The organism is Shewanella sp. CAL98-MNA-CIBAN-0140 (assembly GCF_040309905.1).
In the GTDB taxonomy this organism is placed as follows: Bacteria; Pseudomonadota; Gammaproteobacteria; order Enterobacterales; family Shewanellaceae; genus Shewanella; species Shewanella psychromarinicola.
Genome location: NZ_JBEOPI010000047.1, coordinates 16,695 through 30,633, shown reverse-complemented (window position 1 = coordinate 30,633; position 13,939 = coordinate 16,695). Strand labels below are relative to the sequence as shown.

Below are 13,939 nucleotides of genomic sequence, written 5' to 3'. Positions count from 1 at the left end.
GTTTTCCTAGATTTAGTTAGGAAATAATCATGTCACATTTGAAGGTTATTGGTATGTGCGGTTAATTGAGCGCTTACAGTTCACTGATTGTTCGTAATTTAAGTAGTGGCGCCCATTTAAAAAGATTTTCAGGTGTTAAATACTGAATATCTTCTTGCCAATAAGGCATTTCAATCAGCTTGCTATAATGGGTTGCATCGGTTTTGTGTGCATGAATTGCTTGTAAAATACTTTCGTTATTCTTTTCAAGAAATTCATTACAGGTTGCCACATCAGTTTGATAACACGATTTTTTGTAATCGCGTAGTAGTTGATCTTCTTCATCATTGAAACTTAATGTAGTGGCCACTTCTTTAGCCGTTACATCCTGAAAAATGCCGATAAAAGTTTGTAAATATACAAAACCATTTTCGCTTGGATCGATAGGCTGTTGCTTTAGCCAGTTTTCAACTAATAGCGTGTTAGGTGACTTTGTTCTGTCTGTTGCATTAATGGCCACTAAACAGACAACAATAAAGACCAGTAAGCTACATATTAGCCCGACAAAAACACCCAAGCCCTTTATTACTTTCAGCATTATGATTTATCCGTAAATCCATGTTAACTTTACATTAACATATTGATTTGCTTTTTATAAGTGCATAACGATTATTGCAACAACTCACGGGCATTAGCCAAGGTATTTTCGGTAATGACATCACCACCTAATAAGCGCGCAAGTTCATTCACCCGTTGATCTTTATCCAAGGCCTGCATGGTGGTTTCTGTACTACCTGCTTTATTGAATTTGTTGACAAACATATGCTGATGACCGTTACCCGCCACTTGTGGCAAATGAGTCACGCACAAAACTTGAGTCGACTCGCCAAGGCTGCGTAACATACGGCCAACAACCGAAGCGGTAGGACCCGAAATGCCCACATCCACTTCATCAAAAATAAGCGTCGGAGTGGCGACTTTTCTGGCGGTAATCACCTGAATGCCTAAGCCAATGCGTGATAGTTCGCCGCCTGAGGCTACTTTTGAAATAGGTTGCAAAGGTTGGCCGGGATTAGTGGTAACCATAAACTCAATTTGGTCGCAACCATTTAAGCTGATATTAGTTGCTTCATAGTTAACCTGAATATAGAACTTGCCCTTAGGCATATTCAATTCATGGATTGACTGAGTGACCAATTTATCGAGTTCTTTAGCATAACGGCTACGGCTTTGACTTAGTTTTTGTGCATTGGTTAAATAGGCATTTCTGGTGGCTTCAAGTTGCTGTCTTATACCATCTAATTTAGTTTCGTCGTCAGCAAGTTCGGCCAATTCACTCATCAATGCTTGATGATGTAGCGCCAACTTATCAGCACTCACATGATGCTTACGCGCCAATTGCATTGCCGTTGAAAGGCGTTTTTCTAAATAGGCAAAATGTTCTGGATCAAGCTCTAAACTGCTTAAATAACTTTCAATTTCGCTAGCGCTTTCTTGTACTTGAATTAACGCATCGCTGATCATAGTGCCGATAGGAGCAAGGGATTCATCATAGCCTTGAAGCGTATCAGCAATACTGGCCACTTTATTAAGCAGCGATTCTATATTGCCTTCATCACTTTCGGTCAATAAATGTAAACCAGCTTGGCAACGTTCAATTAAATCTGTGCCATTGGCTAAGCGTTTGTGTTCTTGTTCTATTTCATCAAATTCTTCCAAGCCTAAGTTGAACTCATTAAGCTCTTCTACTTGATATTGCAGCAGCTGTTGACGCGAAATGCGTTCGTGCTGAGCTTGCTCAAGATGCTTTAGCTCGTTTTCCACTTGCTTGCAGCGCTGATAGCTGGCACTGACGGCATCAAGTAACAACTTGTGGTTAGCGTAGCTGTCGAGTAAGGCTAACTGATGATCATTTTTAAGCATGGCATGGTGAGCATGTTGGCCATGAATGCCTATCAGGAGTTGACCAACGGCTTTTAATTGCGAAACCGGGACCGGATTACTATTAATATAGGCTCTAGATCGGCCATCATTATTAATGGTTCGACGTAAAATACATCCATCTTCAGCATCGAGATCGTTATCTTCAAGCCAGCGTTTAGCTAAAGGGACATCGTGGAGCGTAAACCGCGCGCTCACTTCAGTTTTCGTTGCGCCGGGTCTGATGGTATTGGCATCACTGCGATTACCAAGACATAACCCAAGGGCATCGATAGCAATCGATTTACCTGCACCGGTTTCTCCGGTGATGCTTGTCATACCGGCTTTAAAGTCGAGTTCTAAAAAACGCACGATAGCAAAATTATTGATGCTGAGTTGGCAAAGCATAATGAATCCCTTTCAATGAAGCGACTAAACCACTGTATTGATAAACAGTATATACTGTTTTTATATACAGTAAAGTGGTTGGCATAAAAATATCACTGATTATTTTATCGCCTTAACTCGGTCAATTATCAAGCATATGATTTTAAAAGTGTTTCTATTATAGGCAAACTAATAAAAGTGACTAATGTGCCATATAAAATCCCTTGGGCACTGCCATTGGCATTAATTTGGTATCGGTCTGCCAATAAATACACACTTGCTGCAGTTGGTAAGGCTGCTAACAGGACTCCCATAGTCAGTAACTCGTGTTCTACGCCGAAGAGTTTGAGTAATCCAAAGGCAATAAGGGGCTGAATAATTATCTTGAGTAAGTTGATTAAACTCAGTTCTGCAATCAAGCTAAGACTGAACATGTTCGTGATTGACTGATGCCGTAACGCTTTGGCAAGTACCATTCCGATGGCAAACAGTGCACAAGGACTGGAGGTGTTTCCCACTTGGTGCAGCACTAACGCCAGGCTAGCGGGTAAGGTGATATGAAATGCCGATAGGCCTATGCCAATAAGACTGCCGACCACTATCGGGTTTTTATACAGTGCATTAGCCATGATGATGATGGCATGGTCGGTTGATTGTTTATTACGGCTGGCCAGTTCAATAGAGACTAAAGCAAACGCGAACATGAACACCGACAGCAAGCTGGCAATCGCTGCGGCCACTAATGCCATTTTGTGACCCGGGAACAATAGGCTCAGCAATGGAATACCAATAAATGCAGTATTGCCAAACGTGGCGTTTAACGCCCGCATTGCGGCAACCGCTTGCTGCTTAGGCTTGCACCATAGTGATACGCCAATGACCAGCGCATAAGTAATGATCATCGCCAAGCTAAAGCCACCAACAAAGCCCCACTGAATAATGTCTTCAATGTGAGTTTCAGCTAAAACAATGAGTAAAATCGCTGGGAAGGCTATGTAATAGACAAATTGATTGAGGATCAGATCGGTGTCTGGTGGTAAAAGTCTCAATTTCTGAATGATACTGCCGAGAAGCATAATTATAAATACAGCGATTAGCGGGGTAAGAATACTGGACATTCCTCGCAATTCCTTAGCAAAGTGATAATAAGATCACTGTACTGCTTTTTGATAGCAGGATGCAATTAGGCTAAAGTTAAACGAGCGTTTATTTTTGATTTTAAGCTAAAACAGGCCTTTAATACTTTTGATTGGGTAAATATTGTTCATTTAGCGTAAAAAATCACTAAAAAAGTTACTTGTTTTCTTCGATGCGATAATCGTACTAATAATAATCCCCGCCGAGCTTAATGACCGGTCATTCACGTCCAGTTATCGGTTTCTCTATGTGGGTTGCTGCCGCTGACACTGTGATAAAAAATTTTGGCTATGACGCTCAATAAAAAGCCTGGAATAGTTTCCAGGCTAAGTAAAATCTATTGATAGTATTGCTATAGACTAATGCCGATATTAGACACACCCGTTTCGATAATATCTTTACGTAAACCTTTAACCAACTCGATGTTGATCTCAGGATTGGCTTCGATAATGTCGAGTAACATACCTTGTAATTGTTTTTCTTCTTCCATTACTGGGTGTGAAAACACAAATTCATCCAGCGCTTCATCCATTAATGATTCCTCACTAATAGCCTCAATGTAGTTAGCCACAGTACTTGATGATAACTTACTGATATTAGTAATATCTTCTTCAATTTTTCCGTCTATTGCACCCATTAAAGTGGCAATGGCCACTGCAGCATCCATGGCGGGATAAGCACCATAGGCTTCAAATTGGCTTGGATCAGGGGTGTTTTCATCCAGACGTTGCAAATGCACATCAATATTGAATTTAAGCTTTTTGTCATATTGGCTTTGCCATAATAACTCTAATGCCGTGCTTAGGACCTGTGGTTGGCCAAACTCACAGACTTCAGAAAACAGTTGGTAGTTGGGCAGCATTCGTTGGCACAGTGCGAGGGCAAAAAGCTGCTTTTGAGGTAACGATAATGCCTTTAGGCGTTTAAAAAAACCGGTTTTACTGGTCATGGGGTACATCCACTGATAGCTGGTTTATTACTTGATTTGCTGCCGATTCTACCTTAGTTAACTCATCAAGTAACTCTAGTATTTCAGGTTCTAAGTCATCGATGTCAATTTTATGCTTTAATCCTGACTCAATATCCCTACACAGCTTTTGTGTTGTCGGTACGCCGCAATAACATGTTGCACCATGCAGCTTATGTACGGCTTGGAGTAATGTCTGTGCGTCTCTGGCTATGAATGCTGTATCGATAGCGGCTGTTGTTTCGGGTAATGAATGAACCAACATCTTTAACATATCTAAGGCTAAATCTGTTTTTTGGTTCGCTTGGGTTAAACACAAATCCCAATTTAGTACATGGGAATCAAAATGGGTCAATTGTGGTTTAGTTATCCAGCGGCTAATCACCCCTTTTAGTGATAGTTCATCAATGGGTTTGGGTAAAAAACCATCCATACCACTGGCTAAAATATTGTTACGCTCTTCGGCGATAGCGTGTGCCGTTACTGCAATGATGGGCGTATTACGATTGAGTGATTCTGAGCGTATTTGCTGGGTTGCGCTAATGCCGTCAGTTCCAGGCATTTGAATATCCATAAAGATTAAGTCAAACGCTTGTGCCTTAGTTTGCTTTATCGCATCGTCGCCATTATTGACTGTGACCACATTCTCAACTAATTCTTTGAGTAAAGTATCAATTAACTTTAGATTGGCCATATTATCGTCAACGGCTAATACCGATGCTTTCAGGCGTGGCGATGGGTCTGGGCTAATCAGTTCAGGGAGACGCACTGAAGTTGAAGGCACCGGAGGATAGATTAAATGATGTGCTAGGGTAAAATCGCTGACTGGAGTGTTGAGTAATACATCTGCATTGGCTTTGAGCACATTGATGATCATGTCTTGATTTAAACAGTCATGCAATAAAATAAGGCAGTCGGTATGCTGCCTGGCTTGTTGCAAGAAATGGATAAAGACCGTATTGTCCGCAAAACCATGACAGCTCATGATGATGTAATCAAACTTGCTGGTTTTACTTTGTAATACTGATGTGAGGTTTTCTAGATTTGCAACATTAGTGATAATTAATTGCCATGACACTAAGCGGCGATTTAATGTATCGCGGGTTAATTCCCGAGGCTCATACAACAATACTGATTTATGTTGCAATACATCAACGGTAAGTACTTCACCAATTTCGAATTGACTAATCCCAAGCGGCAGAATAAACCAGAAATTTGAGCCTTTATTTGGCGCAGAGGTAAAGCCTATTTGGCCACCCATTTGGTTAATTAAGCGTTTGGTGATCACCAAGCCTAGTCCTGTGCCGCCAAAGCGGCGTGAGATAGATGAGTCGGCCTGGCCAAATGCTTGGAATAGATACTCTTGTTGGCTTTCATTAACACCAATACCGGTATCGATAATTTCGCAGCGTAAGGTGATGTTATCTTCGTCTTGACCTACCAAGTGTATCTTGAGTATTACGCTGCCCTTGTCGGTAAATTTGATAGCGTTACCGACTAAGTTGGTAATAATTTGACTGACTCTCATCGCGTCACCACTGACGCTCTCTGGTACATTCGCGTCGATGTCGATAACCAGTTCTAGGCCTTTCTCTTGGGCGCTACCAGCTATAATCGTCAAGGTTTCTGTGAGTGTTTCACGTAGTGCGAATGGCATTTTCTCTAATACCATTTTACCGGCTTCTAGTTTCGAGAAATCGAGAATGTCGTTGATAATGCCGAGTAAGTTACTGGCACTGCGTTCAATGGTTTTAATGTAGTCGAGCTGGCTGGTATGCAATGGTGTTTTGAGTAGCTGCTTTGCAAATCCAATGACGCCATTAAGTGGTGTTCGTAACTCATGGGACATGTTAGCTAAAAATTCAGATTTTATACGGCTCGCTTCAAGGGCCCGTTTTTTGGCAATGTCGAGCTCAACGTTTTGAATTTCAATCTGTTCAAGGGTTTCACGTAAATCTGAGGTGGCTTGATCAATGTTTTGCTGCATTTCATCGTGATATTCTGACAATGAGCCTGCCATTGCGTTGATGCCTCGTTTAAGCAAGTCAAGTTCACCAATTAAGTTGCCTTCTAGGCGAGTATCAAGCTTACCTTCACGGATTTTGGCGACTACACGAACCATTTCTGTAATGGGGTAGTTAACGTGTTTGACTAAGCGAAAGGTAAAAAACAGGTTAAATTGTACGCCAATTAATACGATAATAAACGCGGCGATTGCCGCTCGATGTTGCTCGAGCAGGGCGTTTTCCTTATTCAGTAATACTGAAATGTATCCTAATATCCGCTCTTGTTGACTGTTGTAAATGGGCTCTACGGTATCATTGACTGAGGAATTGTTATCGATGTTGCCATCACTCGGGCGATTCATACTGGCAACCGGTTTTGGTTCTAAGCCAGTATGAGATATTATTGGCACACGAATGACTAACGTATCGCCAATTGTTTCATTTTCTGTCCCGAGTAAGTTTGCCAAAGCTTGTTTGTAGCGCATAGATTCAAAATCTTTGTGGTAGTGCGAGGTCACAAAGAGTTGGTTTTCGGCATCAAAAACCGCAATAGAGAGGATCAATGATGCGTTGTTAATTTGCGATGCGGCGAGTATACGTTTAGTGGATTCACGATCTTGATTAATAATACTAAATTCACTGGCAATGGCTAACGGTTCAACAATATTGCTGCCTTTTTCAATTAAGGTTTGTTCTAATTCATAAAAGCGGTTTATCGTGAAATAACTTCCAAGTAGAATACCCACTACGATAGTGGGTGCTAACGCAAGTACCAGAACCCAAGAGCGTAGGCTATATTTGGTCATATTGTTGGCACTTTTCATGGTAGTTAGGTGTGTCCCTATTACTAAATCGTTGATATTGCGTCTAGACTGCCAGATATGGCGCACTCTTGACTAGTTTTTTATTCAATACCTGAGGCCGAAATGGCACAATTTTTCCAAGCAAAACCGAACAAATCTAAGCAATTATCAGCAAAGCTCAGCCTCAGCGTGACTCAACTTGACCATTTAGGTGCGGGCATAGCGCAACATCAAGGTAAAATTGTGTTTATTCCTGGTGTGCTGCCAGGAGAGACGGCCACAGTACAATTTGTGGAACAAAAGAAAAGCTATGCTAAGGCCAAGTTAATTGCTATTGATGTGGCATCTGCTCATCGAATCACCCCTCATTGTCCTCATTATCATCAATGCGGCGGCTGTGATTTACAGCATATGGACACGAATGTGCAACGCGATCATAAGCAAACTAGTTTAGTTGATCTCATCAGCAAGCTGTCCAGTGCTAAAACCATTGAAGCCGATATCATCGCAGAACCTTTAGTGGGAGAGGCGTGGCATTACCGTCGACGTGCCAGATTGGCAACATTATTCGATAAAAATTCTCAGCGGCTACAACTTGGATTTCGTGCAGCAAATAGCAATAAAATTGTCTCTATTCAGCAGTGCCCTGTATTAGCAGAGTCTTTATCCGCGTTAATTACCCCATTGGCGGTTAATTTAAATCAACTCAAAGCTAAGGCTAGTTTAGGGCATGTTGAACTTACCCAAGCCGATAACGGTAATTTTGCCGTATTAAGAGTCACCAAAGTCTTGCCAGCATCCGATATTCGTTGGTTAACGGGCTTTGCTGAAAAACATCAACTTAACTTATTATTGCAAGATGATGCTGGTCAATTGACGCAATTGTATCCGTTGTCACAAGCCAATGATGATGTAGTCGCGTTACCTTATTATCATCTTGCACAGGAATCGGTTCGCTGCTCGTTCACGCCAGGCAATTTTGTTCAGGTTAATGGTGCTATTAATCAGGCCATGGTGGATCAAGCCATTGAGTGGTTAGCCCCTCAGGCTGGTGAGCGTATTCTAGACTTGTTTTGTGGTGTGGGTAATTTCAGTTTACCCTTGGCTCGACGAGCTGCAGAGGTTATAGGTGTTGAAGGTGTACCTGAAATGGTGCAACAAGCTAAACAAAATGCTATTGATAACCAGTTAGATAATGTCACCTTTCATCATGCTGATTTGAGTGCCGATTTATCGACACAAACCTGGTTAGGCAAAATTGATAAGCTGTTGCTTGATCCTGCTCGAGCAGGAGCCTTTGAAAGTTTACAATGGTTACAGAAAATGCAACCTAAAAAAGTGGTCTATGTTTCATGTAATCCAGCAAGTTTAGCCCGCGACAGTAGTGTATTATTAGCCAATGGTTATCGTATTGCCCAAGTGGGTTTAGTTGATATGTTCCCGCAGACACACCATATTGAAGCGATGGTGTTATTTGAATTAGATAAATAAACATCAGTTTTAGCCATACACGATAGGTATGCTAAAAATTTGTTCAACTGAGCACTATTGAATTGACAACACAATGTAGATTTTCAAGATAGGCCGTTTAGTTGTTTTAACACCATGTCTGCACCGATTTGAGTGGATGCTATGGTTGAATATCAGTCGGTCATGCGGCTAAGGAAGGGTTCATGGTATCTGTTCGCGAAGCACATTTTAATACGCAAGCATTCCATCTAGATGAATGGGTGGCTCGTTATCTTGTCGATAAAGATGACGCGCAAACCTTATTGGAATTGATCCAGCATGTTGAGGCCTTACCGGTTAAAAATAAACTGGCTCACACCGAGTTGCTGGCACGTGCACGTGAAATGATTGAAATTCTTGCGCCGCTGAATATGGACATTGAAACGCTGCAAGCCTCAGTGTTGTTTTTGCTCCTGGATGCTGGCGTTCTCAATGAAGAGCAAATTATAGCGCAATACGGTGATAATCTTGCCAAATTAGTCGCCAGCGTCGTGACCATGAATGCCATTGGGGCGTTAAAAGTCAGTAAAAACTCACGTGATGCTGAACCGCAAATCGACAATATTCGAAAAATGCTATTGGCAATGGTTGAAGATGTTCGCGCCGTAGTGATCAAATTAGCCGAACGAGTGTGTTTACTGCGCGCGGTAAAAAATTCCGATGAAGAAACTCGGGTGTTGTTAGCGCGTGAAATTGCCGATATCTATGCACCATTAGCAAACCGTTTGGGGATTGGCCAGCTTAAGTGGGAACTTGAGGACATTTCTTTTCGCTATTTACATCCAACGGTTTATAAAGACATCGCCAAACAACTTGATGGCAAGCGTGTTGATCGTGAAGTGTTTATCGACAAATTTGTGACCCAGTTGCAACAGCGTTTAGACAGTGATGATATTCGCGCTAAAGTGTACGGTCGTCCTAAGCACATTTACAGTATTTGGCGCAAAATGAAGGGCAAAGATCTTAAGTTTGATGAGCTTTTTGACGTTCGAGCTGTACGTATCGTTACCGACAGATTACAAGATTGCTATGGTGCATTAGGGGTTGTACACGACCTTTGGCATCATATTCCGCGTGAGTTTGACGATTATGTCGCCAATCCAAAACCTAATGGTTATCAATCTATTCATACTGTGGTTGTTGGGCCTGAAGGCAAAACAGTAGAAATTCAAATTCGTACCGAAGCGATGCATCAAGACGCTGAACTTGGGGTCGCCGCGCATTGGAAATACAAAGAAGGTGCCAGTACCACCAAACAAACGGGTTACGAAGAAAAAATTAATTGGCTGCGTAAAATTTTACAGTGGCAAGAAGATGTGGCCGAAAGTGGTAATTTGGTTGACGAAGTCCGCAGTCAAGTCTTTGAAGACCGAGTGTATGTATTCACCCCTAGCGGAGAAGTCGTCGACTTACCGTTAGGCTCAACTGTGCTCGATTTTGCTTACTATATTCACTCACAAGTGGGTCATAAGTGCATTGGCGCCAAAGTCGATGGCCGCATTGTACCATTCACTTACCAAGTTGAAACCGGTGAGCGTATTGAAATTATCACCTCAAAAACCCCAAACCCTAAACGTGACTGGCTTAATCTTAATTTAGGTTATATAAAATCATCCCGTTCGCGCTCAAAAATACAACATTGGTTTAAACAACAAGACCGCGATAAAAATATTGCCGCGGGTAAAGAGATGCTTGAGTCTGAATTAGCCCGTGTAGGTTTAAAAGTTAAAGACGCAGTCGTGGCGGTTGAGCGCTTTAATTTAAATTCAATGGATGACATGCTGGCTGCCATCGGTGGGGGAGACTTACGCTTAAATCAAGTGGTTAACTTTACTGACACCTTAATTCATAAGGTAGAAGACACTGACGAAGACTTACTTGAAGATATTATAAAGAAAGCGTCAAATAAACCTAAAAGATCGAGTAAAGGCCAAGTTGAAGTCAATGGTGTGGGTAATTTAATGAGCCACATTGCACGTTGTTGCCAACCGGTACCTGGCGATGAGATTTTTGGCTATATTACTATGGGACGGGGTATCTCTGTGCACCGCAGTGATTGCGAGCAAGTAAAAGAGTTAATGCGCGCTCATCCTGAACGTAGCGTGGATGTCATTTGGGGGGAAAACTACTCTGGTGGTTATCGTATCCGCGTAAGAGTCCTTGCCAATGATCGCAGTGGTTTACTGCGAGATTTAACCACAGTGCTTGCAGCAGAAAAATCCAATGTGATGGCCATGAGTTCATCTTCTGATGTTAAAAGCCAAACAGCCACCGTAGAGCTTGAACTTGAGCTGTATAATTTAGATGGTTTATCACGAATTATCGCGAAACTGTCGCAAGTTGATGGTGTTATTGAATCTCGTCGATTATAAATAACCTCATGTATTAATTGAACAGGCATCTACTTATTAGGTGCCTTTTTTTATTAGGTTTCACCCCCAAAAGAGGCCCTTTCTATGGCAGATATTCAATCGTTACTGACCATCATGCAGCAATTACGCAATCCTGATTCTGGTTGCCCTTGGGATCTGGCTCAAGACTTTGCCAGTATAGTGCCCTTTACATTAGAAGAGGCTTACGAGGTCGTTGATACGATTGAGCGACAAGCATGGGAGGAATTACCTGATGAACTGGGTGATTTACTGTTTCAGGTGGTGTTTTATTGTCAACTGGGGCAAGAGCAAGGTAAGTTTGATTTTTCCACCGTGATTGAGCGCATTAGTGATAAGTTGATTCGTCGTCATCCGCACGTGTTTGCCCAGCCAGAAACCGAAGCGACTGTGGCAATCACCAATACCGATGATTTAAGCCACGCGTGGGATAAATTAAAAGGGTCTGAACGTCAGCAAAAACAACTGCACTCCGCTTTAGATGATATTCCCCAAGCATTACCTGCGCTAACCCGAGCACGAAAAATTCAACATCGAGTCGCTAAAGTCGGTTTTGATTGGGCAGAACTGGCCCCTGTGGTTGCCAAAGTACATGAAGAAATAGATGAAGTGCTGGTTGAGGTGAGTAAACGGGATCAAAACCCTGATTTCTATCAGCCTAGGATTGTTGATGAAATGGGTGATTTGCTATTTGCCGTAGTCAATCTCGCCCGTCATTTAAAGGTTGATCCTGAGCAAGCTCTACGCCAAGCCAATCAGAAATTTGAACGTAGATTTCGAGGTGTAGAGCAGCACGTAGCTGAAAACGGCAAACCTATAGAAAACCATACTCTGGACGAATTAGACCGGTACTGGAATGCGGTGAAACAAGATGAAAACGCAAATTAAGCTAAAATTAGCGCGTTTAAGTTTGTCGAAACGAGGTGGCTTTGCTATAATATCGTCCCATCCTAGTGCTTTCTTACAAGCACGTTTTTTTCCAATATATTTCTCAGGTTCAGCATGACTACAAGGTATATCTTCGTTACTGGTGGCGTTGTTTCATCACTAGGTAAAGGCATTGCAGCAGCTTCGCTGGCGGCAATTTTAGAGGCGCGTGGCCTCAATGTAACCATTATGAAACTTGACCCTTATATTAACGTCGATCCGGGTACCATGAGTCCCACTCAGCACGGTGAAGTTTTCGTCACTGAAGATGGTGCTGAAACCGATCTCGACTTAGGTCATTACGAACGTTTTATTCGCACCAAAATGAATCGCCGCAATAACTTTACTACTGGCCGTATTTACGAAGAAGTCATTAGTAAAGAACGTCGTGGTGATTATTTAGGCGCAACGATTCAGGTTATCCCTCATATTACTAATGCCATTAAAGCAAGAGTGTTAGCCGGTGGTGAAGGCCATGATGTGGCGATTGTGGAAATCGGTGGCACTGTAGGTGATATTGAATCATTACCGTTTCTTGAGTCTATTCGTCAATTAGGTGCAGAGCTAGGACGTGAACGCACGTTATTTATGCATTTAACCTTAGTGCCATTCTTAGGCGCTGCAGGTGAAATTAAAACCAAGCCAACTCAGCACTCTGTTAAAGAGTTACGCTCTATTGGTATTGCTCCGGATGTACTGGTTTGTCGTGGCGACCGTGCGGTTCCAGCAATTGAAAAAGCCAAAATCTCGCTATTCTGTAATGTTGAAGAACGGGCGGTTATTTCATTAAAAGACGTAGATAGCATCTATAAAATCCCTGCATTATTACGCTCGCAAGGATTGGATGATCTGGTTATCAAACGTTTCAACCTCGATTGCAACGAAGCCGATTTGTCTGAATGGGAACATGTTATTTACCAAGAAGCTAACCCTAATGGTGAAGTGACCATTGGTATGGTTGGTAAATACATTGAACTACCTGATGCCTATAAATCAGTTAACGAAGCATTAAAGCATGCGGGTATAAAAAACCGTGTGACGGTCAATATTAAATACATCGATTCGCAAACGGTTGAAGCCAAAGGCGAAGAAGTGTTGCAAGGCCTAGACGGTATTTTAGTCCCAGGTGGCTTTGGTGAGCGTGGCATAGAAGGTAAGATTTTTGCTGCTAAATTTGCCCGTGAAAACAAACTACCTTACTTTGGTATTTGTTTAGGCTTGCAAGTGGCGTTAATTGAATTTGCACGTAATGTTGCCGGTTTAGAAGGTGCACATTCAACGGAGTTTAATCAGCAGACTCCACATCCAGTGGTAGGGTTAATCACTGAATGGATTAACGATGATGGCGATATTGAACAACGTCATGAATCGTCTGACTTAGGTGGCACAATGCGTTTAGGCGCACAGCTTTGCCATTTGAAAGAAGGCTCTAAAGCTGCAATAGCTTACAAGTCAAATACTTGTGTTGAACGCCATCGTCATCGTTACGAAGTTAACAATAATTATATTGAGCGTTTAGAACAAGCGGGCCTAATATTCAGTGGATTGTCTTCTGATCGTAAATTGATTGAGATGATTGAGCTTGCTGATCATCCATGGTTTGTTGCGGGTCAATTCCATCCAGAATTCACCTCAACACCGCGCGATGGGCATCCATTATTTGAAGGGTTTATTGCCGCTTCTTATGCGTATCAAAAACGCGACATCGTTTAATCAACAAGCCGTTAATGCATGCATTAACGGCTTTTTTATTCAAAATGCTTGCGCGAGATCAAATAATCGCACCTATGATCTCAAACGAGAGTGAAAACTAAGTTGAAGCAAAGTCCAATTAGATTTATCCTAAGCACAAATCGAATTTAAATTACAAAACTGAAAGTTACATACCAATAAATCTGCTTTTCTGAGTGTTTT

The 13,939-nt window shown here is 42.0% G+C and carries 9 protein-coding genes; 4 read left to right on the top strand and 5 right to left on the bottom strand.

The window, feature by feature from the left end; genetic code table 11:
• Positions 1 to 73 precede the first annotated feature (73 nt).
• The 5 genes from AAEY93_RS18385 to barA form a co-directional block, all read right to left on the bottom strand.
• Complete coding sequence (locus AAEY93_RS18385; RefSeq protein WP_351078925.1) at positions 74 to 577, bottom strand: hypothetical protein; 504 nt, start codon at positions 575 to 577, stop codon at positions 74 to 76.
• A 71-nt stretch (positions 578 to 648) separates the two neighbouring features.
• The gene (recN, locus tag AAEY93_RS18380; RefSeq protein ID WP_124012042.1) at positions 649 to 2,307 is read right to left on the bottom strand and encodes a DNA repair protein RecN; all 1,659 of its coding nucleotides are present in this window, start codon (positions 2,305 to 2,307) and stop codon (positions 649 to 651) included.
• Between the two features lie 128 nt (positions 2,308 to 2,435).
• Positions 2,436 to 3,404: an AEC family transporter gene (locus AAEY93_RS18375; protein ID WP_101032467.1), complete on the bottom strand. Its 969-nt coding sequence runs from the start codon at positions 3,402 to 3,404 to the stop codon at positions 2,436 to 2,438.
• Between the two features lie 371 nt (positions 3,405 to 3,775).
• Positions 3,776 to 4,372, bottom strand: a complete 597-nt coding sequence (locus tag AAEY93_RS18370; RefSeq protein ID WP_101032466.1) for a YjaG family protein — start codon at positions 4,370 to 4,372, stop codon at positions 3,776 to 3,778.
• The gene (gene barA, locus AAEY93_RS18365) at positions 4,362 to 7,202 is read right to left on the bottom strand and encodes a two-component sensor histidine kinase BarA (protein WP_472909135.1); all 2,841 of its coding nucleotides are present in this window, start codon (positions 7,200 to 7,202) and stop codon (positions 4,362 to 4,364) included. Before barA ends, AAEY93_RS18370 begins: the two co-directional genes overlap by 11 nt.
• A gap of 120 nt (positions 7,203 to 7,322) precedes the next feature.
• On the opposite strand from barA, the gene rlmD reads away from it, so the two are divergent.
• The 4 genes from rlmD to pyrG all read left to right on the top strand — a co-directional run bounded on the left by rlmD (position 7,323) and on the right by pyrG (position 13,738).
• On the top strand, positions 7,323 to 8,690 hold the full coding sequence (rlmD, locus tag AAEY93_RS18360) for a 23S rRNA (uracil(1939)-C(5))-methyltransferase RlmD (RefSeq protein ID WP_124012040.1): 1,368 nt from the start codon (positions 7,323 to 7,325) through the stop codon (positions 8,688 to 8,690).
• Positions 8,691 to 8,872: 182 nt separating this feature from the next.
• A complete protein-coding gene (gene relA / locus AAEY93_RS18355; protein ID WP_351078919.1) occupies positions 8,873 to 11,080 on the top strand; it encodes a GTP diphosphokinase in 2,208 nt (735 codons plus the stop codon).
• 84 nt (positions 11,081 to 11,164) lie between these two features.
• Complete coding sequence (gene mazG, locus AAEY93_RS18350) at positions 11,165 to 11,986, top strand: nucleoside triphosphate pyrophosphohydrolase (RefSeq protein ID WP_351078916.1); 822 nt, start codon at positions 11,165 to 11,167, stop codon at positions 11,984 to 11,986.
• 114 nt (positions 11,987 to 12,100) lie between these two features.
• Positions 12,101 to 13,738, top strand: coding sequence for a CTP synthase (gene pyrG, locus AAEY93_RS18345; protein ID WP_101032461.1), 1,638 nt, complete (start codon positions 12,101 to 12,103; stop codon positions 13,736 to 13,738).
• Positions 13,739 to 13,939 lie beyond the last annotated feature (201 nt).